Source organism: Buttiauxella sp. B2 (assembly GCF_006376615.1).
Classification (GTDB): domain Bacteria; phylum Pseudomonadota; class Gammaproteobacteria; order Enterobacterales; family Enterobacteriaceae; genus Buttiauxella.
The window spans coordinates 48,045-73,649 of record NZ_VEXQ01000007.1; the positions used below are offsets into that span (position 1 = coordinate 48,045).

General features: G+C 50.3%; 19 protein-coding genes. 13 read left to right on the forward strand and 6 right to left on the reverse strand.

Annotated elements, in window-relative coordinates:
- Positions 1 to 30: 30 nt before the first annotated feature.
- On the forward strand, positions 31 to 2,583 hold the full coding sequence (gene mrcA / locus FH968_RS10265; protein ID WP_139879058.1) for a peptidoglycan glycosyltransferase/peptidoglycan DD-transpeptidase MrcA: 2,553 nt from the start codon (positions 31 to 33) through the stop codon (positions 2,581 to 2,583).
- Positions 2,584 to 2,759: 176 nt separating this feature from the next.
- On the opposite strand, the gene nudE is transcribed toward mrcA, so the two are convergent.
- Positions 2,760 to 3,320 carry an ADP compounds hydrolase NudE gene (gene nudE, locus FH968_RS10270; protein ID WP_139879059.1) on the reverse strand — a complete coding sequence of 187 codons (561 nt, stop codon included), beginning with the start codon at positions 3,318 to 3,320 and terminating at the stop codon, positions 2,760 to 2,762.
- 327 nt (positions 3,321 to 3,647) lie between these two features.
- Here nudE and FH968_RS10275 point away from each other — a divergent pair, with 327 nt between their 5' ends.
- The 5 genes from FH968_RS10275 to pckA all read left to right on the forward strand — a co-directional run bounded on the left by FH968_RS10275 (position 3,648) and on the right by pckA (position 9,908).
- Entirely contained in the window at positions 3,648 to 5,789 is a 2,142-nt protein-coding gene (locus tag FH968_RS10275) for an intracellular growth attenuator family protein (protein ID WP_139879060.1), read from the forward strand.
- A 60-nt stretch (positions 5,790 to 5,849) separates the two neighbouring features.
- The gene (gene yrfG, locus FH968_RS10280; protein ID WP_139879061.1) at positions 5,850 to 6,530 is read left to right on the forward strand and encodes a GMP/IMP nucleotidase; all 681 of its coding nucleotides are present in this window, start codon (positions 5,850 to 5,852) and stop codon (positions 6,528 to 6,530) included.
- Positions 6,530 to 6,931: a ribosome-associated heat shock protein Hsp15 gene (gene hslR / locus FH968_RS10285; protein WP_139879062.1), complete on the forward strand. Its 402-nt coding sequence runs from the start codon at positions 6,530 to 6,532 to the stop codon at positions 6,929 to 6,931. The genes yrfG and hslR overlap by 1 nt, the downstream gene beginning before the upstream one ends.
- Positions 6,932 to 7,081: 150 nt before the next feature.
- Positions 7,082 to 7,960: an Hsp33 family molecular chaperone HslO gene (gene hslO, locus FH968_RS10290; RefSeq protein ID WP_139879063.1), complete on the forward strand. Its 879-nt coding sequence runs from the start codon at positions 7,082 to 7,084 to the stop codon at positions 7,958 to 7,960.
- Positions 7,961 to 8,288: 328 nt separating this feature from the next.
- Positions 8,289 to 9,908: a phosphoenolpyruvate carboxykinase (ATP) gene (gene pckA / locus FH968_RS10295; RefSeq protein WP_139879064.1), complete on the forward strand. Its 1,620-nt coding sequence runs from the start codon at positions 8,289 to 8,291 to the stop codon at positions 9,906 to 9,908.
- Between the two features lie 52 nt (positions 9,909 to 9,960).
- Here pckA and envZ read toward each other — a convergent pair whose 3' ends face one another.
- Together envZ and ompR are read right to left on the reverse strand one after the other, a co-directional pair.
- On the reverse strand, positions 9,961 to 11,319 hold the full coding sequence (envZ, locus tag FH968_RS10300; protein ID WP_139879065.1) for a two-component system sensor histidine kinase EnvZ: 1,359 nt from the start codon (positions 11,317 to 11,319) through the stop codon (positions 9,961 to 9,963).
- On the reverse strand, positions 11,316 to 12,035 hold the full coding sequence (gene ompR / locus FH968_RS10305) for a two-component system response regulator OmpR (protein ID WP_001157751.1): 720 nt from the start codon (positions 12,033 to 12,035) through the stop codon (positions 11,316 to 11,318). Before ompR ends, envZ begins: the two co-directional genes overlap by 4 nt.
- Before the next feature lie 236 nt (positions 12,036 to 12,271).
- Here ompR and greB point away from each other — a divergent pair, with 236 nt between their 5' ends.
- The 5 genes from greB (at position 12,272) to feoC (ending at position 18,550) form a co-directional block, all read left to right on the forward strand.
- Positions 12,272 to 12,745: a transcription elongation factor GreB gene (greB, locus tag FH968_RS10310; RefSeq protein WP_139879067.1), complete on the forward strand. Its 474-nt coding sequence runs from the start codon at positions 12,272 to 12,274 to the stop codon at positions 12,743 to 12,745.
- Between the two features lie 121 nt (positions 12,746 to 12,866).
- Entirely contained in the window at positions 12,867 to 15,194 is a 2,328-nt protein-coding gene (locus FH968_RS10315) for a Tex family protein (protein ID WP_139879068.1), read from the forward strand.
- Between the two features lie 512 nt (positions 15,195 to 15,706).
- Positions 15,707 to 15,931 (forward strand): ferrous iron transporter A, encoded by a 225-nt coding sequence (gene feoA, locus FH968_RS10320; RefSeq protein ID WP_139879069.1) that lies wholly within the window; start codon positions 15,707 to 15,709, stop codon positions 15,929 to 15,931.
- Between the two features lie 54 nt (positions 15,932 to 15,985).
- Positions 15,986 to 18,301, forward strand: a complete 2,316-nt coding sequence (gene feoB, locus FH968_RS10325) for a Fe(2+) transporter permease subunit FeoB (protein WP_139879070.1) — start codon at positions 15,986 to 15,988, stop codon at positions 18,299 to 18,301.
- Positions 18,302 to 18,310: 9 nt separating this feature from the next.
- Entirely contained in the window at positions 18,311 to 18,550 is a 240-nt protein-coding gene (gene feoC, locus FH968_RS10330; protein ID WP_139879071.1) for a [Fe-S]-dependent transcriptional repressor FeoC, read from the forward strand.
- Positions 18,551 to 18,587: 37 nt separating this feature from the next.
- On the opposite strand, the gene bioH is transcribed toward feoC, so the two are convergent.
- Positions 18,588 to 19,358: a pimeloyl-ACP methyl ester esterase BioH gene (gene bioH, locus FH968_RS10335; protein ID WP_139879072.1), complete on the reverse strand. Its 771-nt coding sequence runs from the start codon at positions 19,356 to 19,358 to the stop codon at positions 18,588 to 18,590.
- A gap of 38 nt (positions 19,359 to 19,396) precedes the next feature.
- Between bioH and gntX the strand changes: the two genes are divergently transcribed.
- A complete protein-coding gene (gene gntX, locus FH968_RS10340) occupies positions 19,397 to 20,080 on the forward strand; it encodes a DNA utilization protein GntX (RefSeq protein WP_139879073.1) in 684 nt (227 codons plus the stop codon).
- Positions 20,081 to 20,138: 58 nt separating this feature from the next.
- Complete coding sequence (nfuA, locus tag FH968_RS10345; protein WP_034460317.1) at positions 20,139 to 20,714, forward strand: Fe-S biogenesis protein NfuA; 576 nt, start codon at positions 20,139 to 20,141, stop codon at positions 20,712 to 20,714.
- Positions 20,715 to 20,798: 84 nt separating this feature from the next.
- Here nfuA and malQ read toward each other — a convergent pair whose 3' ends face one another.
- Both malQ and malP read right to left on the reverse strand, forming a co-directional pair.
- Positions 20,799 to 22,880 carry a 4-alpha-glucanotransferase gene (gene malQ / locus FH968_RS10350; RefSeq protein ID WP_139879074.1) on the reverse strand — a complete coding sequence of 694 codons (2,082 nt, stop codon included), beginning with the start codon at positions 22,878 to 22,880 and terminating at the stop codon, positions 20,799 to 20,801.
- Positions 22,881 to 22,889: 9 nt separating this feature from the next.
- Positions 22,890 to 25,292, reverse strand: coding sequence for a maltodextrin phosphorylase (gene malP, locus FH968_RS10355; protein WP_139879075.1), 2,403 nt, complete (start codon positions 25,290 to 25,292; stop codon positions 22,890 to 22,892).
- Positions 25,293 to 25,605: the final 313 nt, after the last annotated feature.

Consider the following 25,605-nt stretch of genomic DNA (forward strand, 5'->3'; position numbering starts at 1 on the left):
GCCCAATGGAAACGAAATGGGAAATTTAAGGTGAAGTTCGTAAAGTATTTATTAATCCTTGCAGTATGTTGCATTCTGCTGGGAGCAGGCTCGATCTTCGGGCTCTACAAGTTTATTGAGCCGCAGTTGCCTGATGTCGCCACGCTTAAAGATGTGCGACTACAGATCCCAATGCAGGTTTATAGCGCCGATGGTGAGTTAATCGCCCAGTACGGTGAGAAGCGCCGTATCCCAGTAACGCTCGAACAAATTCCACCAGTGATGGTGAAAGCGTTCATTGCGACCGAGGACAGTCGCTTCTATGAGCACCATGGCGTCGACCCTGTGGGGATTTTCCGCGCAGCCAGCGTAGCGCTGTTTTCTGGCCATGCATCCCAGGGCGCGAGTACTATTACGCAACAACTGGCGCGTAACTTCTTTCTGAGTCCTGAACGCACTTTGATGCGTAAGATAAAAGAAGTGTTCCTGGCGATTCGTATTGAGCAGCTACTGACCAAAGATGAAATCCTCGAGTTGTATCTCAACAAGATTTATCTCGGTTACCGCGCTTATGGGGTGGGGGCTGCAGCGCAAGTCTACTTTGGTAAGTCGGTTGATCAGTTAACACTGAGTGAAATGGCAGTGATTGCCGGTTTGCCGAAAGCACCGTCGACGTTTAACCCACTTTACTCAATGGATCGCGCAATTTCTCGCCGCAATGTGGTGTTATCGCGCATGTTGAGCGAAAACTACATTACCCAGGCACAGTACGACGAAGCGCGTAACCAACCTATCGATGCGAATTACCATGCACCAGAAATCGCATTTGCCGCACCTTATCTCTCTGAACTCGTACGCCAGGATATGGTTGCACGTTACGGAGAGAAAGCTTACGAAGATGGTTACAAGGTATACACCACCATCACTCGTAAAACGCAGCAGGCGGCGCAGCAGGCTGTTCGCAACAACGTCATGGCTTACGATATGCGCCATGGTTACCGTGGCCCATCAAATGTGCTGTGGAAAGCAGGCGAAACGCCGTGGGACAAAACTAAGATTGTCGATTCTTTAAAGAATTTGCCGACTTATGGCCCCCTATTCCCGGCTGTCATTACCCAGGCATCTCAGAGCGAAGCCACAGCATTGATGTCTGACGGCAGCACCGTTTCCATCAGCATGGACGGTATGCGCTGGGCGCGACCGTATCGTTCGGATACTGCGCAAGGCCCAACGCCACGTAAAGTAACGGACGTTGTGCAAGCAGGCCAACAAATCTGGGTACGTAAAGTGGATGACAGTTGGTGGCTTGGACAAGTCCCAGACGTCAACTCCGCGCTGGTTTCAATTAATCCGCATAATGGAGCAGTCGTAGCACTGGTCGGCGGTTTTGACTTCAATCAGAGCAAGTTTAACCGTGCGACTCAGGCATTACGCCAGGTTGGTTCCAACATCAAACCGTTCCTGTATACGGCTGCAATGGATAAAGGGCTGACATTAGCGAGCGTGTTGAACGATGTACCGATTTCCCGCTGGGATGCAGGTGCCGGTTCCGACTGGCGGCCAAAAAACTCACCGCCAGAGTACGCAGGCCCAATCAGATTACGTCAGGGTTTGGGACAGTCTAAAAACGTTGTGATGGTGCGTGCGATGCGTGCGATGGGCGTAGATTACGCGGCAGAATATCTGCAACGCTTTGGATTCCCAGCGCAAAATATTGTGCATACTGAATCACTGGCGTTAGGTTCGGCATCATTCACCCCAATGCAAGTAGCCCGCGGTTACTCCGTGATGGCTAACGGCGGCTTCTTAGTCGACCCTTACTACATCTCGAAAATTGAGAATGAAGTTGGTGGCACTATTTTTGAAGCGAAACCGAAAGTGGCATGCCCGGATTGTGATATTCCGGTTATTTACGGGGAAACGCAGAAGTCTAACGTACTGGAAAATCAAGATGTTGAAAACGTCGCGCAATCTCAGGAAAAGCAAAACGCCAGCGTGCCGATGCCGAAGCTTGAACAAGCTAATAGCGAATTAGTTGCGCAGAGCAGCCCACCAGAATACGCACCGCATGTCATCAATACACCATTGGCATTCCTGATTAAGAGTGCACTCAACTCGAATATCTATGGTGAACCAGGTTGGCAAGGTACTGGCTGGCGTGCAGGCCGTGACCTGAAGCGTAATGATATTGGTGGCAAAACCGGCACCACTAACAGCTCAAAAGATGCGTGGTTCTCAGGTTATGGGCCGGGTGTGGTGACATCCGTCTGGATTGGTTTTGACGATCATCGTCGCGATCTTGGACGTACATCCGCATCAGGGGCAATCAAAGATCAGATCTCCGGTTACGAAGGCGGGGCGAAGAGTGCTCAACCGGCATGGGATGATTTTATGAAAGCCGCACTGGAAGGTGTGCCGGAAGAACCGTTAACTCCACCGCCAGGTATTGTTACGGTGAATATCGACCGTAGTACCGGGCAATTAGCTAATGGTGGAAATAGCCGTCCTGAGTTCTTTATTGAAGGCACCCAACCAACGCAGCAGGCCGTGCACGAGGTGGGTACGACGATAATTGATAATGGTGAAAGCCACGAATTGTTCTAAAACTTTGATACAGCCCGCTTCACTTTGAGGCGGGCTGCTATATACCCGTTAGCATTCGAGTTGCAGGTAGGCGGCAAGGGGGCTTATCACGATGAGCCTACTTGAGTAAGTGATTCGGGTTAGTGAGTGTAGCCAACACCCCCTGCGGCTTGCAGGATGACGGGTATAGAAAGGATTTACAAACGCCCGTTCTCTTTCAACCACTCACGCACCAGGAAAAGCGCACTCACATTTCGCGCTTCGCTGAAGTCTTCCTCATTGAGTAAATCGAGCAGCGATTCCAGCGGCCAGCGTACTTGCGGCAATTCTTCCGGCTCGTCACCTTCCAGGGATTCAGGATAGAGGTCCTCAGCAATCACAATATTCATTTTGCTGGAAAAATAGGACGGTGCCATAGTCAGCTTTTTCAAGAATGTCAGTTGATTAGCCCCGAAACCAACCTCTTCCTTCAGTTCACGATTAGCCGCTTCAAAGACAGTCTCGCCCGGATCAATTAACCCTTTTGAGAAACCAAGCTCATAAGATTCCGTGCCAACCGCGTATTCACGAATCAAAATCAAATGGTCATCGACGATAGGCACTATCATTACAGCTTCGCGCGCAGACGGTCGCATACGCTCATAAACACGGCGCACACCGTTGCTAAACTCCAGATCCACCGTTTCTACGTTAAACAGCCGTGAACGAGCCACGGTTTCAACATGTAAAATAGTTGGTTTTTGTAATGGTTTACTCATCGTGGCTGGGCTAACAGTAAATGCAGGTGCTCCATTGTGCGTTATGCCACATATCTGACGCAACGGACATTGGTTATTATTTACATTTTTGCAACTTTAAGTGATTTTTCAAAGCCTCTGTTACATGTCAATAGGCAGCAAATGAAATAGGAATTTGCTGATATTTCTCGTAAAGTCGCTTTGCTAACATTATGTTACAGCAGGCTATACAGATAAAATGCCTCAAGATTGAGGCCATACCTGCCGATAACGATTTTTACACCCAATGCTGTAAGGGGTGAAATTTGCTGCGTTTTACTAAGAAAACGAGTGTTTGATGGGGAAGGCATGAGCACCTTATTACTTCTTTTAGCTGCTATGCTGGCCTGCATCTTAATTGCGGGGTGGCTCATCTGGCGTAGCCTGCGATTACGCGCTCGTGTCTCACAAGCTCAATCGTTCAGTGGTGCAACTACTCGCAAGTTGACCGCTGATGAACGCGCCGCTGTTGAAAACTACATCGAATCATTATCCCGCTCGCAGGACATCGTGGGACCGTCAGGTGCGAGCGCTGCACCGGCAAAACTTGTATTGAACGCACTGAGTAATACAGCGCTTTCTCTTACCCGCTCCATCACCCGTTATGGCTTATCGACTGACGACCCCAATAAATGGCGCTATTACCTTGATTCAGTTGAGGTTCATCTTCCACCATTTTGGGAACAGTACATTACCAACGATAACTACGTTGAGCTGATTCGTACTGAAACCATGCCGTTGGTTATCTCCCTAAACGGCCATACGCTTATCGACTACAGAAGCGAAAACCGTGGTTTCGCTCTTGAACAAGTCCCTCACAGTCAGGCGTCTATTCGTGGCGAAGAAAGCGAACAAATAGAGCTGCTGAATATCCGTCAGGAAACACCTGAAGAGTACGCACTGAGCCGCCCCGATGGATTGCGTGAAGCGATTCTGATTTGCGTAGCGTTCATGATGCTGTTCTTGTGTCTGGTTACCCCTTCGGTCGTTTTGCCATGGTTAATTGGCGGCGCTTTTATGCTTCTGGCGGCCAGCTTGTGGGGTTTATTTGCTCCACCAGCAAAAAATGCACTGCGTGAAGTCCATTGTTTGCGCGGAACGCCCAAACGTTGGGGGTTATTTGGTGAATCTAATCAGGATCAGATTAACAATATATCTTTAGGGATCATTGACCTGCTCTACCCTGCCCACTGGCAACCATACGTTGCTCAGGATCTTGGGCAGAAAACAGATATCGATATTTATCTCGACAGGCATGTGCTCCGCCAGGGGCGTTTCCTTTCTCTGCATGATGAAGTGCGCAACTTCCCAATCCAGCATTGGGTGCGCAACATGGTCATTGCGTCAGGAAGCCTGATGATTCTGATAATGCTGACTATCTGGGTGCCGTTGGAGATGCCTTTAAAGCTGAGTCTTTCCTGGTTGAAAGGCGCACAAACTATTGAAGCCACCACTGTCGCAGACCTGGATAAAAAGGCACTTCGCGTTGGTGATACTCTGAAAGTGAACGGTACTGGCATGTGTAATATCCACATGCCGGGCAACTACACCACACGGCAAACTTACCCGTTTACTCCGTTCGACTGTTCGCAAATCATCTGGAATACTGCGCCATCAATGCCGCTGCCGGAATCCGAAATCATGGATAAAGCCATCGCACTGACACAGGCTGTCAGTGGGCAAATCCATCCCCAGACCAGTGACGACTCAAAGGTTAACCCGCAACTACGTAGCGCGATTCAGAAATCAGGCATGGTGTTGCTGGATGACTTCGCCGGTATTGTTCTGAAAACCCAGGCGCTGTGTACCGCAGAAGATGAATGTGTACGTCTGAAAAATGCGTTGGTAAACCTGGGTAACACGAAAGATTGGGATACTCTGACCAAGAAAGCTGATTCCGGCAAACTCACTGGTGTGAATGTTTTGCTGCGTCCGGTCAGTGCTGAATCACTTGATAACCTGGTTACGACTTCCACGGCCCCGTTCTTTATTCGTGAAACAGCTCGTGCCGCGCAGGCTCTTAACAGCCCTGCCCCTGCCGGATATGTCATTATTAATGATGAAGGCAGCGACCTGGTAGACCAGCCATTGCCGCCGGTTCCGTTATATGACATTCCCGCGCAAGAGCAATGGGGCGAGTTTTTACGACTGGCCGAAATGTTGCTCAAAACGCCATTTAGTGCAGAAGGGATTATTACCGGCATTTATGAGGATGCAAACGGCACACAGCACATCACCCTGCATAAGATTCCGGATAGCAGCAGCTTATGGCGATATATCAGTACCACATTGTTGCTCATCAGCATGATTGCCTGTTTGTTGATCAATGGTGTACTAGCTATTCGCCGTTACCGACGCAACCGCAACCGCCTGGCGCAAATCCAGCAGTACTATGACAACTGCATGAATCCCTCGTTAACCACGATCTCCGCTGTACACCCGCTGTTCTAAACCTCACGCGACAGGTTGTGCTAACCTGTCGCGTTGTTTCTCTTAATCAGGTCCGAACTTATGCATATTGATATTGCCTGGCACGATGTTGATACCGTATTGCTGGATATGGACGGTACGCTGCTGGATCTCGCTTTCGATAACCATTTCTGGCAGAAACTGGTGCCAGAAACCGTCAGCCAGCTAAGAGATATTCCGCTTGATGAAGCGCACCAGCTGATCGCCCGCGAATATAACGCCGTGCAACATACGCTAAACTGGTACTGTCTGGATTACTGGAGCGAGCGTCTGGGACTGGATATTTGTGCAATGACCACGGCGCAAGGGCGAAACGCGGTGCTACGTGAAGATACCGTTCCTTTCCTCGACGCCCTCAAAGCCTGCGGCAAACGACGCATCTTACTGACGAACGCGCATCCGCATAATCTGGCCGTCAAACTTGAACATACCGGTTTAGCTCAGCACCTTGATTTATTACTTTCCACCCACACATTTGGTTATCCGAAAGAAGATCAGCGGTTGTGGCAAGCCGTTACCGAACAGACCGGGTTGGACCCTGCCAGGACGTTATTTATTGACGATAACGAACCCATTCTGGATTCCGCCGCGAAATTTGGTATCCGCTATTGCCTGGGCATCACCAATCCAGATTCTGGTCAGGCTGAAAAAACCTATCAACACCATCCGGCATTGAACGACTATCGCCGACTGCTCCCGAAGTTGATGTTTAAGGAGTCGTGATGAAAGAAAAATCGTCTGAAGGTGTGCGTCTCGACAAATGGCTTTGGGCTGCACGTTTTTATAAAACGCGTGCCATTGCCCGGGAAATGGTGGAAGGCGGTAAAGTGCATTACAACGGGCAACGCAGTAAGCCGAGTAAAATCGTTGAGCTGAATGCTATGTTGACGCTACGTCAGGGCAATGACGAAAAAACCGTCAAAGTGCTGGCAATTACCGAGCAACGCCGTCCGGCCACCGACGCTGTGCAGCTTTATGAAGAGACTGCGGAAAGTATCATTAAGCGAGAAAAAGTGGCGCTGGCGCGCAAAATGAATGCGCTGACGATGCCCCACCCCGACCGTCGCCCCGATAAAAAAGAGCGTCGCGATTTGATGAAATTTAAACACGGTGGCAACGAATAGACCCAATAGATTTCGAGATGCAGGAAGGCAGCAAACCGAGTGAATCCCGATGAGCTTACTCAAGTAAGTGATTCGGGTGAGCAAGAGCAGCTAACGCATCTGCAACTTGAAAGATGAAGGGTATAGCGGCTATCTGAATGAGAGAAAATTATGACCCAACACGACCAACTGCATCGTTACTTGTTTGAAAATTTCGCCGTACGCGGTGAACTGGTAACGGTTTCCGATACCTGGCAGCAAATCATGGAAAACCATGACTACCCAGCCCCCGTGAAAACCATTCTCGGCGAATTGCTGGTGGCAACCAGTTTGCTGACTGCAACCCTCAAATTTGATGGCGATATTACCGTGCAATTGCAGGGTGATGGTCCAATGAGTCTTGCGGTAATTAACGGTAATAATAACCAGCAAATGCGTGGCGTCGCGCGCTTTAAAGGTGAAATCCCGGCTGATGCAGATTTGAAAACGTTGGTTGGCAATGGTTACCTGGTTATCACCATAACCCCGGCTGAAGGCGAGCGTTATCAGGGCGTTGTTGGGCTTGAAGGCGATACCCTGGCAGCCTGTCTGGAAGATTACTTCTTACGTTCAGAGCAGTTACCAACACGCCTGTTTATCCGTACCGGTGATGTTGAAGGTAAACCAGCGGCTGGCGGCATGTTATTACAAGTTCTACCAGCACAAGATGCTCAGGCCGATGATTTCAATCACCTGGCAGCACTCACCGAAACTATCAAGGCTGAAGAGCTGTTAACCTTACCGGCCAACGACGTATTGTGGCGCTTGTACCACGAAGAAGAAGTCACACTGTACGATCCGCAGGCGGTCGAATTTAAGTGTACTTGTTCACGTGAGCGCTGTGCCGATGCGTTGAAAACACTACCAGATGAAGAAGTGAACAGCATCATTGCCGAAGAAGGCGAAATTGATATGAACTGCGATTACTGCGGTAACCACTACGTGTTCAACTCCATGGACATTGCAGAAATCCGTAACAATGCCTCCCCGGCAGATCCACAAGTTCATTGATTTCCTGACCTCACTTTAGTTTTCTCCCTCTCCAGAGGGAGAGGGCTGAGGCGAGGGTATTGAGACTCAAATCATTTCATAGTTTGCACACGAACGCGCGCTCAATCACACCCGTCCGTTAATCGCACTATTTTTTAACATATTCAGAATATTTTCCCTGCTGTATTTGCATTTCCTGCCATACTCTCACCCCGTTGTGACTCGCTTCACAGCGTTTTCCGCTATATAGATTCGAGTGGATGCTCAAATCTATGATAGGAGTCGCGGTTAACAACCAATAAACAACCCTACAATATCAGGCAGTACAAATTGGCTAAGGAGCAGTGAAATGCGAGTTAAAGGTATAACCCCGCAAGATCTCAAGGCTTATGGAATTCATGATGCAAGTGAAGTGATTTATAACCCTGATTACGACACCCTCTATCACGAAGAACTGAATCCCAACCTGGAAGGATTCGAGCGCGGCGTAGAAACAAATCTTGGTGCAATAGCTGTTGATACCGGCATCTTTACTGGCCGTTCCCCGAAAGATAAATACATTGTTCGTGATGACACCACGCGCGATACCCTCTGGTGGGCAGATAACGGTAAAGGTAAGAACGATAACAAACCGCTTAGCAAAGAAACCTGGCAACATTTGAAAGGTCTCGTCACCAACCAACTCTCTGGCAAACGTCTCTTCATTATTGATGCTTTCTGCGGTGCGAATGCAGATACCCGTCTATCCGTGCGTTTTATTACCGAAGTGGCCTGGCAGGCTCATTTCGTTAAAAACATGTTCATTCGCCCAACTGACGAAGAGTTAGAAACATTCGAGGCTGACTTTGTGGTGATGAATGGTGCTAAGTGCACCAACCCACAATGGAAAGAACAGGGATTGAACTCTGAAAACTTCATCGCTTTCAATCTGACCGAGCGCGTGCAGTTAATTGGCGGTACCTGGTACGGCGGCGAAATGAAAAAAGGGATGTTCTCTATCATGAACTACCTGCTGCCGTTGAAAGGTATTGCATCTATGCACTGTTCGGCTAACGTCGGCGAAAAAGACGATGTAGCGGTGTTCTTTGGTTTGTCTGGCACAGGCAAAACTACGCTTTCTACCGATCCGAAACGCCGCCTGATTGGCGATGACGAGCACGGATGGGACGACGATGGTGTATTCAACTTCGAAGGCGGCTGCTACGCGAAGACCATTCGCTTATCTAAAGAAGCAGAGCCAGAAATCTACAATGCTATCCGCCGTGATGCGCTGCTGGAAAACGTAACAGTACGCGACGACGGTTCTATCGATTTTGACGATGGTTCTAAAACCGAAAACACCCGCGTTTCCTATCCTATCTACCATATCGACAATATCGTTAAGCCGGTTTCGAAAGCGGGCCATGCCAAAAAAGTTATTTTCCTGACTGCTGATGCCTTTGGTGTACTGCCTCCAGTTTCACGCCTGACGGCAAACCAAACGCAATACCACTTCCTGTCTGGCTTTACTGCCAAACTTGCTGGTACTGAGCGTGGTGTAACCGAACCAACGCCAACATTCTCAGCCTGTTTCGGTGCGGCATTCTTGTCCCTGCACCCAACGCAGTACGCTGAAGTGTTGGTAAAACGCATGCAGGCCGCAGGTGCGCAGGCTTATCTGGTTAATACTGGCTGGAACGGCACGGGCAAGCGCATCTCCATCAAAGATACACGTGCGATTATCGACGCTATTCTGGATGGTTCGCTGGATGACACCGAAACCTTCACGTTGCCAATCTTTGGTCTTGCAGTTCCAACGGCATTGGCGGGAGTTGATGGCGATATTTTGGATCCGCGTAATACTTACACCTCCCAGGAACAGTGGCAGGAGAAATCGGAACAACTGGCTAAGTTGTTTATCGAGAACTTCGAGAAGTACACCGACACCCCTGCGGGTGCAGCACTGGTGAGTGCAGGGCCAAAGATTTAATTCGCCCTACCGTTGATAGTTAAAAGCCTTCTCGAGGACGAGAAGGCTTTTTTTATTCCCTCTCGCTATTGAGAGGCTGAGGAGACTTGTTCATCGGAACTGGCAAATAAGCCCTTATCCGCAAACCGCCCCGCTCACTAACACCGATATCCAATAGACCGTTATGGTTGTCGATAATACGCTGCACAATCGCCAAACCTAAACCGGTTCCGCTGGTGCTACGTGCGCTATCACCACGTACAAACGGCTGGAACAGATGCTTAAGCTGCTCGGGTTTAATCCCTGGGCCGTCATCTTCCACCTGGAACCAGGCGCGATTTACTTCACCACCGCTGCTGACTTTAATCCAGCCATTGCCATAACGGGCAGCATTCACCACCATATTGGCTACAGCACGCTTGATCGACAGCGGATGGATATTCACCAACAGCTCACCGGCTTGCAAGTCGGTGTCAATTTCGCGCTCATAACCGCTTTCCGCAGCCACCACTTCCCCCAATACACTATTGAGATCGGCGGTTTCCAGCGGCATCTCTTGCCCTGTGCGCAGGTAATCAATGAATTGCTCGATTATCGCATTGCATTCTTCGATATCTTTGTTAATCGACTCAGCAAGATAGCCATCTTCTTCACCCATCATTTCGGTTGCCAGACGAATACGCGTGAGTGGTGTACGCAAATCGTGGCTGACGCCCGCCATTAGCAATGTGCGGTCATCGGCAAGTTGCTTCACACCGGCAGCCATATGGTTAAACGCTCTGGTCACAGAACGCACCTCGGAAGCACCATATTCGCGCAACGGCGGCGGAATAATGCCTTTACCCACTTGCAAAGCGGCATGCTCAAGGTCAACCAAGGGTCGGTTCTGAATACGAATAAACAGCCATGCACCGCCAATCGCTAGCAGCATTATTGCCAGCGTATAACGGAACAACGGTGAAAAATCGCCCTGATGAATTTCAGTTAGCGGAACACGAACCCAGATATTTGGCGACAGCCACGTCTTCAGCCAGACAACAGGCGAGCTTTTGTTAACCTCAACACGCACTTCGGTTGGGCCACCCAATTGCTGCGCCATTTGATGACTAAGGAATTCGTAATGCTGCGCCCAGCGTAAACCCGCGTCTTCCGCCGCTTCATTGGAATAAAGGGAAATACCCAATTCACGATAGATTTCACGCCGAAATGCAGGCGGAACCACCAGTTGCGTGCCATCTTCCAGTTGCAGTTTATCGGTCATCAGCATACGGACTTCGTAAGCCAGCACCTTATTAAACTGCTGCAAACTCGGCAGAATAGCGAAGTTCAACACCACAAGGTAGGTCGTCACCAGGCTGACAAACAGCAAGGTGACGATCAGTAACAGCGTCCGGGCAAACGAGCTTCTGGGGGAGAAGCGGACTCGCCTCATGCCTTGGAACCGTCCGGCACGAATACGTAGCCCAGGCCCCATACGGTCTGGATATAACGTGGATGCGCAGGATCTTCTTCGACCATGCGGCGCAGACGAGAAATCTGCACGTCGATTGAGCGTTCCATCGCACTGTATTCACGTCCACGAGCCAGGTTCATCAACTTGTCGCGAGACAACGGCTCACGCGGATGACTAACCAGCGCTTTCAGTACCGCGAACTCGCCGCTAGTTAATGGCATAGGCTCATCTTCACGGAACATCTCACGGGTGCCGAGGTTCAGTTTAAACTTACCAAACGCAATAACCGCTTCTTCCTGAGAAGGTGCACCAGGCAGTTCATTAGCCTGACGGCGCAGAACAGCACGGATACGTGCCAGCAGTTCACGCGGGTTAAAGGGTTTTGGAATGTAGTCATCAGCACCAATTTCCAACCCTACAATACGGTCAACTTCTTCGCCTTTCGCGGTAACCATAATGATTGGCATTGGGTTGCTTTGGCTGCGCAGACGGCGGCAAATAGACAAACCATCTTCGCCAGGAAGCATCAAATCAAGCACCATCAGGTGGAAGGACTCACGAGTTAGCAGGCGATCCATCTGTTCTGCGTTAGCGACGCTACGGACCTGGAAGCCTTGTTCGGTGAGATAACGCTCTAGCAGCGCACGCAGGCGCATGTCGTCATCCACGACCAGAATCTTATAATTCTCTTGCATTCTTATACTCCCAAAGGCTCGAACAGTGAGTGCGTATTCTTAAAAAACTGCGACGTTACGACCAGTCAATTCTGGTATATATTCTAGTCGAAATTGTTACAAAGCATATTAAACAGATGGTTATAGGCATTTTTTAACCAAAAGAATGACCTGGTTCGCAAATCTCCGGGATTGCCATCACCCTGATATTTCGGTTTAAATCACTTATATCGCTATACACTTTGCAAGGTTTGAAGATGAAAACGCCATTAATCACCCGCGAAGGCTATGAAAAGCTCAAACAAGAAAAGGACACCTTGTGGCGTTTCGAGCGTCCAGAGGTGACAAAAAAGGTCACCTGGGCTGCAAGTCTTGGCGATCGCAGTGAAAATGCCGACTATCAGTACAACAAAAAACGGCTGCGAGAAATAGATCGTAGAGTGCGTTATCTCACAAAATGCCTGGAACAGTTAAAGATCGTCGACTATTCGCCACAACAAGAAGGCAAAGTGTTCTTTGGCGCATGGGTCGAGATTGAAAACGATGCAGGAAACCAACTGCGTTTTCGCATTGTGGGTTACGACGAAATTTTTGGGCGCAAAGATTACATCTCTATCGATTCACCCATGGCTCGTGCCCTGTTGAAAAAAGAAGTGGGCGATCTCGCCATTGTGCAAACGCCTGCAGGTGAAGCGCAGTGGTACATCAATGAAATCGAGTATGTGAAATAGCCCGCACAGCCAGCAACAGAACTGTCCGATTCATCACCTCCAGGGCGCTGTGGCTGGCATTTTCGCCCTCCAATCCGTATAACTATCCCTTGAAATTTCGACTCACACAGATGAAAAAGCCATGATGAATGATTCACTCTGCCGCATTATCGCAAGCGAGCTAAAGGCCAGAAATGAACAGGTTGATGCCGCCGTTCGCCTGCTGGATGAAGGGAATACCGTGCCATTTATTGCACGCTATCGTAAGGAAGTCACCGGCGGTCTGGATGACACGCAACTGCGTCAGTTAGAGAGCCGTCTTAGCTATCTGCGCGAGTTAGAAGATCGCCGCCAAACGATACTTAAATCGATTACCGAGCAAGGTAAATTGAGTGACGAACTCGCCGCGGCCATCAATGGTACGCTGAGCAAAACCGAGCTCGAAGACCTCTATTTACCGTATAAGCAAAAGCGCCGTACGCGCGGACAGATTGCAATTGAAGCAGGGCTCGAGCCACTGGCTGAGCTGCTGTGGAACGACCCGTCACACACACCTGAAGATGCTGCAGCCCGTTACGTTGATGCCGACAAAGGCGTTGCCGATACCAAAGCCGCACTGGATGGTGCGCGCTACATTCTGATGGAGCGTTTTGCAGAAGACGCCGCGTTGCTGGCAAAAGTGCGTAACTACCTGTGGAAAAATGCACATCTGGTTGCCAACGTGGTGAGTGGCAAAGAAGAGGAAGGTGCAAAATTCCGTGACTATTTCGACCATCACGAACCGATTGCCACCGTCCCCTCTCACCGTGCTCTCGCTATGTTCCGTGGCCGCAACGAAGGTATTTTACAGCTAGCACTGAATGCTGATCCGCAGCATGACGAACCACCGCGTGAAAGCTACTGCGAACAGCTGATTATCGACCATCTTGGTTTGCGCCTGAACAACGCACCTGCTGACGCCTGGCGCCGTGCTGTTGTGAGCTGGACATGGCGCATCAAAGTGCTGATGCACCTTGAAACCGAGTTGATGGGCACCGTGCGCGAACGCGCCGAAGAAGAAGCGATTAACGTTTTTGCCCGCAATATGCACGACCTGTTGATGGCCGCTCCTGCCGGATTACGCGCCACTATGGGCCTCGATCCCGGCCTGCGTACCGGTGTGAAAGTCGCCGTTGTCGATTCCACCGGCAAACTGGTCGCCTTCGATACTATTTATCCACATACCGGCCAGGCGGCAAAAGCAGCGGCGGCCGTTGCGGCACTATGCGAAAAACACAATGTTGAGCTGGTCGCTATCGGCAACGGGACTGCATCGCGTGAAACCGAGCGCTTCTTCCTCGATGTACAGCAGCAGTTCCCGAAAGTCACCGCGCAAAAAGTGATAGTCAGTGAAGCGGGCGCTTCTGTGTATTCTGCATCCGAGCTGGCAGCACTGGAATTCCCTGACTTAGACGTATCGATTCGTGGCGCAGTTTCGATTGCCCGCCGCCTGCAAGATCCGCTTGCCGAGTTGGTTAAAATCGATCCGAAATCCATTGGTGTCGGCCAATATCAGCACGATGTGAGCCAGTCACAATTGGCGAAAAAACTGGATGCAGTAGTAGAAGACTGCGTAAACGCCGTTGGCGTCGATCTCAACACCGCTTCAGTGCCGCTGTTGACTCGCGTGGCAGGTTTAACACGCATGATGGCGCAAAATATCGTCAACTGGCGTGATGAAAATGGTCGTTTCCAGAACCGCCAGCAGTTGCTGAAAGTCAGGCGTTTGGGGCCGAAAGCCTTTGAGCAGTGTGCGGGCTTCTTGCGTATTAACCACGGCGACAACCCGCTGGATGCCTCCACCGTTCACCCGGAAGCATATCCCGTTGTTGAGCGCATCCTGGCCGCAACCGAACAAGCGCTACAGGATTTGATGGGCAACGGTGAAGCATTGCGTGGCCTTAGCGCACGCGAATTTACTGACGAACGCTTCGGTGTACCGACTGTTACCGACATCATTAAAGAGCTTGAGAAACCAGGCCGCGACCCTCGTCCGGAATTCAAAACAGCGAAGTTTGCTGACGGCGTTGAAACCATGAACGACCTGCAACCAGGTATGGTTCTGGAAGGTGCTGTTACCAACGTGACCAACTTCGGCGCGTTTGTGGACATCGGCGTCCACCAGGATGGTTTAGTCCACATCTCCTCACTGTCCGACAAATTCATCGACGATCCCCATAAAGTGGTGAAAGCGGGGGATATCGTCAAAGTGAAAGTGATGGAAGTGGATCTGTCTCGCAAACGTATCGCATTAACCATGCGTCTTGATGAGCAACCAGGGGAATCCAACCGCCGTAGCAGTGCGCCACGTGAACAAAGTGAACGTCGCCCGGCACAAGCGCAAAAACCTCGCGGGCGTGATAACGCTAGCAGCGCAGGCAACAGCGCGATGAGTGATGCATTGGCGGCAGCACTCGGTAAGAAGCATTAGAGTTAGTCAAATCCCCCTATCCTGAAGGAGAGGGGGCTCCAATATTCTCTCCATCCACAATGAGCACAATGTGTCTGTTTCATTCCCACCTGCAAATTAATAACATTTCATTATCATCCCAATCCATTTATCAGAAAATAGAATGAGTTTGCGATAGATCAATTTTGATAAAAATATAAAAACGGCAGTAATACTTATCAAACATGTAACACATGAAATATCCAGACAACATTAACTGAGATAATATAATAAATTCATCATTGAAAAATAATAACAAACCATTGTTATTATTTGATTTATTATAAAAACCTCGTTGCATGCACCACAACCTCAATAAACAACACTCACCTGAAAAATAAGTGAGAACCCGTTGTTCATCACAAAAATAGTTATTGAAGACAGAAACCATTCTCATTATCATTGATTTGTTCGTTATTTCTACTCCATCCAAAGAACATTCTTGTTAGCGTTTCTCATTAACGTAATAAAGAGCCCAGCTCTAAGTAGGTCCTATGCGATTATTGCCAGGTAGTACGTGGAAAATTACCGGTTTTGCCAGTGAAATTAGCCCGTCTTATCGCCAGAAATTATTATCACTCGGTATGCTGCCCGGCTCTTCGTTCAATGTTGTACGTGTAGCACCGCTGGGCGACCCGATTCATATCGAAACACGTCGCGTCAGTTTGGTATTACGTAAAAAAGATCTCGAACTACTACACGTTGAAGCCATTGCCTGATTGGCGGGGTGAGCGCTAGCGCTCGTTGTTATTTTCTTTAAGTTCACGAATAAAATGAAAAAATTAACCATCGGCTTAATCGGTAACCCTAACTCCGGGAAAACAACGTTATTTAACCAGCTCACCGGCTCACGCCAGCGGGTTGGTAACTGGGCGGGCGTTACTGTAGAACGTAAAGAAGGTCAGTTTTCAACGCTTGCACATCAGGTCACACTTGTCGATCTGCCCGGCACCTACTCGCTGACCACCATTTCATCGCAGACCTCTTTGGATGAACAAATCGCCTGCCACTACATCTTGAGCGGCGATGCTGACCTGCTGATTAACGTTGTTGATGCGTCCAACCTTGAGCGTAATCTCTATTTGACGCTGCAACTTCTCGAACTGGGTATTCCATGTGTGGTCGCGCTTAACATGCTCGACATCGCCGAGAAGCAGGATATTCGTATTGATATCGATGCGCTTGCCGCTCGCCTTGGTTGCCCGGTTGTTCCACTGGTATCAACGCGTGGCCGTGGTATGGAAGGCTTGAAACTGGCCATCGACCGCCGCCAGCCAAATACACATACCGATTTAGTACTTTATCCGCCGAAATTGCTTGAAAGCGCAGAAACACTGGCTGCTGAGATGCCTGCAGATATGCCCGCGCAGCGGCGCCAATGGCTGGCTCTGCAAATGCTCGAAGGTGATATTTACAGCCGTGATTTTGCCGGTCACGCAGCGGATAATCTGGATGCCATTCGCGCCCATTTGGTGGAAAAAAATGAAGACCCAGCGCTGCTCATTGCCGATGCGCGTTATCAAACCATTGCCGCCATCTGCGATTCCATCAGTAACAGTCTGACTGCTGAACCACACCGTTTAACGGCGATGATGGACAAAATCATCCTTAACCGTTTCCTTGGATTACCTATTTTTTTGCTGGTGATGTACCTGATGTTCTTGCTGGCAATCAACATCGGTGGCGCATTACAGCCTATTTTTGACGGCGGATCTGCCGCTATCTTTATCCATGGTATTCAGTGGATTGGTGCCACATTGCACTTCCCAAGCTGGCTGACAATTTTCTTAGCCCAGGGGATTGGTGGTGGTATCAACACCGTGCTGCCATTGGTGCCACAAATTGGCATGATGTACCTGTTCCTGTCGTTCCTTGAAGACTCCGGCTACATGGCTCGTGCAGCATTTGTGATGGATCGCCTGATGCAATCCCTCGGCCTGCCAGGCAAATCCTTCGTTCCATTGATCGTCGGATTCGGCTGTAACGTGCCCTCGGTAATGGGCGCACGTACACTGGATGCCCCACGTGAACGCCTGATGACCATCATGATGGCGCCATTTATGTCCTGCGGTGCACGTCTGGCGATTTTTGCGGTGTTTGCCGCAGCCTTCTTCGGTCAGCAAGGCGCTCTGGTCGTCTTCTCGCTCTACATTCTGGGCATTGTGATGGCGATTCTTACAGGCCTGATGCTCAAACACACCATCATGCGTGGTGAAGCAACGCCGTTTGTGATGGAACTGCCGGTGTATCACGTTCCGCATCTGAAAAGTCTGCTACTGCAAACCTGGCAACGTCTGAAAGGCTTTGTGCTGCGTGCCGGTAAAGTTATCGTCATCGTCAGTATCTTCATTGGCGCACTGAACAGCTTCTCGTTTAGCGGCAAAGAAGTGGACAACATCAATGATTCCGCGCTGGCATCTGTCAGCCGTGTGCTCACCCCGCTATTGAAACCAATTGGTGTGCATGAAGACAACTGGCAAGCGACTGTTGGCCTGTTCACCGGGGCAATGGCAAAAGAAGTCGTCGTGGGCACGCTCAACACGCTCTACACCGCTGAAGACATGCATGAAGAACCGTTTGATGCAGCGAACTTCAACTTGCTTGATGAGCTGGGTGGCGCGGCGAGTGAAACCTGGCAGAGCCTGAAAGACACTTTCAGCCTGAGCGTACTGGCGAACCCAATCGAAGCCAGCAAAGGCGACGGTGAAATGGCAAGCGGTGCGATGGGCGTAATGAGCAGCAAATTTGGCAGTGCGGCTGCGGCCTACAGCTACCTGATTTTCGTTCTGCTCTACATCCCATGCATTTCTGTGATGGGTGCTGTGGCCCGTGAGTCCAGCCGTGGTTGGATGATGTTCTCAGTGCTTTGGGGGCTGAATATTGCTTACTCGCTTTCCACGCTTTACTACCAAACTGTGACGTTTAACGCGCATCCGCAATACAGCCTGGTTTGCATCCTCGCGGTAGTGTTGTTCAATGTGCTATTGATTGGTGGTTTGCGTCGGGCTCGTAGCCGTGTGAATGTCAGCCTGATGGCGGCACGCCAAACGGCAGCCTGTTGCAAAAGCAGTACTGGCGATTGTCACTAAGGAGAAGGTATGGCGAGTTTAATTGAGATTCGTGATGCGCTGGCGCTGCAAGGGCGTTTGGATGCGACGCAAATTAGCCAACAGCTCGCCACGCCGTTGCCGATGGTGAATGCCATGCTCAGTCGCCTTGAAGCGATGGGCAAAGCGATTCGTATCACCGAAGACCCAAGTGACTGCCTGACGGGAAGCTGTAAAACTTGTCCGGAAGGTAAAAAGTGTATTCGTGAAGTTTGGTCGCTACGGGCGTGAAAAAAATTGAGGCGGGAGCTAATCCCGCCTTTTTTATTTAAAGCTGCTTTTGAAATTCCTCAAGAACCTGGCAAACGTCATGCGGATGAGAAATAAACGGCGCATGGGCGGCTTTCGGGAAAATCACCGTTTTACTTTGTGGCAAGTGTACATCCAGCAAACCCGCTATTTTGCGCGGCACCAGCCCATCAAGATGACCATACAAGCGCAAGAAAGGCACAGTGAGATGTTTCAAAGGCTCGCGCAAATCTGCCGTTTTCAGGATTTCCAGACCACCGTTTAACACCTCAATGCGCGGCATTGGCTGCTCAAGTACTACTGATTTCAGGCGGCGAGCATCCTGCCGTGCAGTTTCTGTACCCAAGGTTTGTAGCGCCAGAAAACGTTCCACGGTGCGCTGAAAATCTTCACTTAGCTGATGCTGGAAACCCGCAAGAATTTCAGGCTTGATGCCCGGCCAGTCGCCGTGAGTGGTAAAACACGGTGAAGATGCGACCGTCACCAGCCCTTTCACTCGCTGTGGATACTTTAATGCAACCTGGCTTGCTACCAACCCACCTAAACTCCATCCAAGCCAAATAGCTCTGTCTGGTGCCTGCGCTAACACTAATTCTGCCATTTCCTCGAGAGTCAGCGCACCAAAACCCTGGCTGCGGCCATAGCCTGGCAAATCGACAAGATGGAGACGAAAATGCGAGCTTAGTTCCTCGCAAATGCAATGCCACACTTCCGCGTTCAGTCCCCATCCGTGCAGCAGCACAAGATCGTCTTTTCCTTCACCTTTTGTCTGCCACCAAAGCTTGCTCATCAGTTACTGTTCTCATTTTTCTCTGCAAGGAAGCGAATATGCTAACAATCCCAGGGCTATGTTGGCTATGCCAGATGCCACTCGCTTGTGCAAAATGGGGATTTTGTTCTTGCTGTGCCAAAGCATTACCTACGCCACCGCCCTGCTGCCCGCGCTGTGGATTGCCCTGTGCCTGGACACAGTCACCTTGCGGTCGCTGTCTGCAAAAACCGCCAGCATGGGATGCACTCGTCTTTGTTACCGATTACTGTCCACCGCTAAACCTGCTTATTCATCGCTTCAAATTTAACGCCACCGTCGCACTGGCACAGGCTCTGGCGCGATTAATGCTGATAAGCGTACTGGATGCCAGACGGCATTCTCAGAGGCAGAAACCAGATTGCATTGTTAGTGTTCCGCTGCATTCACGCCGCGCCTGGCGTCGAGGCTTTAACCAAAGCGCACTGCTGGCAAGCCACCTTTCCCACTGGCTGCAATGTGAATATTTACCGCAAGGAATCAGACGGATACGCGCTACTCATACGCAGCATCAACTCAACGCCCGGATGCGTCGCAACAATCTTAAAGGTGCTTTCAGGGTTGATTTTCCCGTGGCTGGCCGCCATATAATTATTGTGGATGATGTCGTCACGACGGGCAGTACGGTGGCGGAGATTGCGCGGTTGCTGAAAAAGCAGGGCGCGGCGACTATCCAGGTATGGTGCCTTTGTCGAACCTTGTAGACCCTCGATGATGGGCGTATTATAACCGACTAAAATAGTCAACTATTGAGCAATCGTTATGATCCGTATTTCCGATACAGCACAATCTCACTTTGCCAAACTGCTGGCAGGTCAGGAAGAAGGGACGCAAATTCGCGTATTCGTCATTAATCCTGGTACTCCAAATGCGGAGTGCGGGGTTTCTTACTGTCCGCCGGATGCGGTAGAAGCATCAGATACTGCCCTCAAATTCGAGCAGCTGACCGCGTACGTTGATGAATTGAGTGCACCTTATCTTGAAGATGCTGAAATTGATTTCGTCACAGACCAACTCGGTTCACAACTGACGCTGAAAGCGCCAAACGCAAAAATGCGTAAGGTGTCTGACGATGCGCCACTGATGGAACGTGTTGAATATATGCTGCAAGCAACAGTTAACCCACAGCTGGCAGGGCACGGCGGCCGCGTTACACTGATGGAAATCACCGATGAAGGTTTCGCCATTCTGCAATTCGGCGGCGGCTGCAACGGCTGTTCAATGGTCGATGTGACCCTGAAAGAAGGCATCGAGAAGCAACTGTTGGCAGAGTTCCCGGAACTGAAAGGCGTTCGTGATTTGACCGAGCACCAGCGTGGCGAGCACTCTTACTACTGATTAAAAGGTGGATGTCGCAAGCGACATCCACCCTACAACCTCTTTCGTAGGTCGGATTAGCGCAAGCGACATCCGACATTACGCTTATCTCTTTTTACGTCGCTTATCCAAATCCTTGAGCAACTTATTCACTTCAGCGTCTGCGAACATCGTCTCAAGCGATGTCGATAACTTACGCCGCCAGTTTTTATACTGGTAACTAGTGCCTGGAATATTGACCGGCTCCGCCATACCTAACCAATCTTCCGGTTGCAGGCCCAGCAGAGCACTGTTGCTATCGGCAATGTAACGCTGCATTGCGCGATTTAGCGTGGAGGTCATCGCCATCAGCGAGGCTTTGTGCCCTGCTCGTTTTGGCAAACAACCATACTCATGCAAACCATTCAGCAAACCCTGTTTAGCGCGTTCGCGATCCTGATACAGCTCAGTCAGCATTTCTTCATCAGGATATAAGCCAAGCGTTTTACCCAACGTCAAATCACCGCTTTCCCAGTAACCACGCAGCGTTGGTAAATCGTGAGTGGTTGCCACCGCCATCGACTGTTTCGGCCACGATTTAGGGGCACGAAATTGTTTCTCGTTATCGTGCTCGAAATAGAGCACTTTGTACGAGTAAACTCCGCTGTCGCGCAGCTTGCCGACAATCTCTACCGGAACTGTCCCCAGATCTTCGCCGATCACCATACAATTGTGACGCTTACTTTCCAACGCAAGGATCGACAGTAGATCGTCAACCGGGTAATGCACATAGGCACCTTTGTCTGCCGTTTCACCGTAAGGTATCCACCACAAACGCAGCATCGACATAACATGGTCAATACGCAATGCACCGCAGCTTGTCATGTTGGAACGCAACAGTTCGATAAACGGTTGATAGGCACGCGCAGTAATTACATGCGGATCCATCGGTGGTAAACCCCAGTTCTGGCCAAGAGGGCCAAGAATATCAGGTGGGGCACCGACAGATGCTTTTAGGCAGTACAGTTCGCGGTCACACCAGGTTTCTGAGCCACCTTCTGCCACGCCAACGGCTAAGTCGCGATACAAGCCAATCGGCATCTTAAAGCTTTGGCTAGTTTGCCAGCACATCTCAAACTGAACGTACGCCAAATATTGCAGCCACAGGTAGAAATTCACTTCGTCACTGTGCTCTGTGCAGAAAGCTTTCACCTCTGGGTTATGTGCATCACGGAAACCTTCCGGCCAAACTGGCCAGCCCCAACGCATTTCATCTTCTTTCACTTGATAAGCATGCAGCGCGTCGAACGCTGCCTGGTAATAGAGGCTATCGCCGCCTTCCTGCACAAACTTTTGGAACGCAACAACTTGCTCATCGCGCGCACCACGCAGAGAAAACTGCTTCCACGCCATGCGAAGTGCGGTAATTTTCAGAACAGTCACGGTGGAATAATCTACCCACTGCGCATCCCGTGCTGCTTTCAGGGTCGCCTGCGTAGTGGGCATATTCCACCACGTCTGCGCTTCGTCACTGAGTAAGAAATCATCTACCGCATTCACGTCGATATAAATCACGTTCAACCAACGGCGAGATGACGGGCTATATGGGCTGGCACTTTCAGGATTTGCAGGGTAGAGCGCGTGAATCGGATTCAGGCCGATAAACGCACCGCCCCGCTTTGCCACATCCACCAGCATGCGCTGCAGGTCACCGAAATCACCAATTCCCCAATTATGGGCGGAACGTAATGTGTAGAGCTGAACGCACGCACCCCACAGTTTTTCATCCTGTAACAGAGCGGCGGATTCATAACAACGCTTCGGTGCCACAATCACGCGGCATTGCCAGTGATGTTCATCCTGGCTGACCGTAAGGTCGTGATAACCTTCCGGAAGTGCCGCAGGCAGCGCTAGCTTTTTACCCGCCAGAGCATGCCCTTTGTGCTGCTTACCGTCCTCGGTGGTCAACTGCCAGCTGTAATCACCGTTTCCTTCCAGTACCGTCGCCATGCGAGTACCGGAAGTAAACACCAGGACATTTGCCACCGGAGTTACCGCCACTTTTTTCAAGGTGGTGGTAAGGTTCATTGCCTCCAGCAAACGCTGCTTGGTATCTGCAGGAATAGCCTGCGGTTTGCCGTGGGCGTTAATGTAGTTTGGGCTAATTCCCGCCGCCAGGGCGGCGTTATCAAGACGTTTGCTGTCCATCGCGTTCCCTTAGCGTTTTGCCTGCCAGATACGTTGCTGATAATCACGAATGGAGCGGTCTGAGCTAAACATGCCGCAACGAGCCGTGTTAAGAATAGCGGCACGCGTCCACGCTTCCTGGTCAAGATACAACGCATCCGCTTGTTTCTGTGCTGCCGCATAAGCCGTGAAATCTGCCATAACTAAATATGGGTCGCCACCTTCTTTGCCGATACTGTGCAGCATCTGGTCGAAAGCATGTTTGTCACCCTCGGCGTAAATGCCTTTCTCCAGTTCTTTGAGCACCGCATCCAGCACTTTGTCTTTCTTACGCCATTTCACCGGGTCGTAACCTTTGGCTTTGAGAGCCTTCACTTCTTCCACGGTATGACCAAAGATAAAGATGTTTTCTGCACCGACTTTCTCGGCGATTTCCACATTCGCCCCGTCCAGTGTACCGACGGTCAACGCACCATTCAGAGCCAGTTTCATATTGCCAGTGCCAGATGCCTCTTTACCTGCGGTAGAGATCTGTTCGGAGATATCGGCTGCCGGGATCATCACTTCTGCCGCAGAAACACAGTAATCCGGCAGGAACACCACTTTCAGTTGGTCGCCAACAACCGGATCGTTGTTGATTGCGTGCGCAACTTTGTTGATTGCGAAGATTATGTTTTTCGCCAGGTAGTAACCCGGTGCCGCTTTCGCACCAAACAGATACACACGCGGTACACGGTCAGCCTTCGGATTTTCACGAATTTCTTTGTATTGAGCCAGAATGTGCAGCAGGTTCAAGTGCTGGCGTTTGTATTCGTGTAAACGCTTAATTTGCACGTCAAACAACGCATCAGGGCTTATCACAATACCGGTACGTGCTTTCACAAACGCGGCCAGCTTCACTTTGTTCTGGTATTTGATCTCACGGTATTCCTTGTGGAATTTCGCGTCATCAGCGTATTTTTCCAGTCCTTCCAACACATCCAGATCGTTAGCCCACTCTTTCTTAAGCTTTTTGTCGAGTAGCGCGGCCAGAGCCGGGTTGCACTGTTTTATCCAGCGACGTGGCGTAATACCGTTGGTAACGTTGTGGAATTTGTTCGGCCACAACTGGTGATACTCAGGGAACAAATCTTTCACTACCAAGTCGGAGTGCAGTGCTGCCACGCCGTTTACCGCAAAACCACTGACCACACACATATTCGCCATGCGGACTTGTTTGTGGTGAACCACCGCCAGTTTCGCCCACACGGCTTCATTCCCAGGCCAGGTTTTGTCTACCAGCTTCTTAAAGCGGGCGTTAATTTCGTTGATTAGCTGCATATGACGCGGGAGCAAAGCTTTTACCAGTTTCTCGTCCCAACACTCCAGTGCTTCAGGCATCAGGGTGTGGTTAGTGTAAGCGAAGGTTTTGCTGGTTATAGCCCAGGCATCGTCCCAGCTCATTTGATGCTCGTCGATGAGTACGCGCAACAGTTCAGGGATCGCGATAGTTGGATGGGTATCGTTAAGCTGAATCACTTCGTAATCAGCCAGTTCCGCAAGCTTGCGGCCCGCCAGATGGTGGCGGCGTAAAATATCGCCCACAGAACACGCGCACTGGAAGTACTGCTGCATCAGGCGTAGTTTTTTGCCATTCAGGTGATTGTCGTTCGGGTAAAGTACTTTAGTCAGTTTTTCAGCGTCGATACCCTGTTGTTCTGCTTTCAGGAAATCGCCGTCGTTAAATTTGGTTAAATCAAATGGGTGGGCATGCTTTGCTTGCCACAAGCGCAGAGGTTGCGCCACACCGTTACGGTAACCAATAACCGGCAAATCCCAGGCTTCGCCGTGGAAGATAAACGCCGGTTCCCAGCGAATATTCTCACCGTCTTTAATCACTTTGCCACCCACGCCAACTTGTACGTCGAGCGCAGAATTGTGTTGGAACCACGGATAGCTGCCGCGCTTCCAGTCGTCCGGCGCTTCCATCTGGTGGCCATCTTTGAAGGACTGGCGGAACAGACCGTACTGATAATTCAGACCGTAACCAATCGCCGACTGGCCGACTGTCGCCATGGAATCCAGGAAACACGCCGCAAGACGACCCAAACCACCGTTACCTAAAGCCGGGTCGGTTTCTTGTTCCAGAAGATCAGTCAGATTGATATTGAATGCTTTAAGTTCATCCGCCACTTCCTGATACCAACCCAGGTTCAGCAAGTTGTTACCCGTCAGGCGACCAATCAAAAACTCCATTGAGATGTAGTTTACGTGCCGCTGATTTTTTTCCGGTTTAGCGACAGGCTGAGCCGCCAATAATTCTGCCAATGCGCCACTGACAGCGTGCCACCACTGATGCTGGTTCATTGCGGAGGCTGAGTGCAGCCCGTAACGCTGCCACTGACGGGTCAGTGCAGCCTGGAATTGTGCTTGATTGAAGGTCGTCTGTGACATGGGGGCTCGGGTCCTGTGATGTTCTAATTTCATTACCCGTTAGTTTGACGGGTGGCCTGGGCTAATTCCTCATCCCGTGGGGGATTAGGGAGGGAGGAGTAGCGGGGAGTAGCTAAAAATGTGATCACCGCCACTTAAAGTTAGACTCTCAGGGCCAAAATACCCACCAACCCTGAGCTTTCCGTCTTGGACCCCAACAATTTCAGATTGGATTCATTTAATGAATAGAATTGTGACCAGGAGCAACTTACAACGCCTGAAACCCTCAACAATCTTGCAATAACGCACAATCTGGTCGACCTTGTAGTAAGCA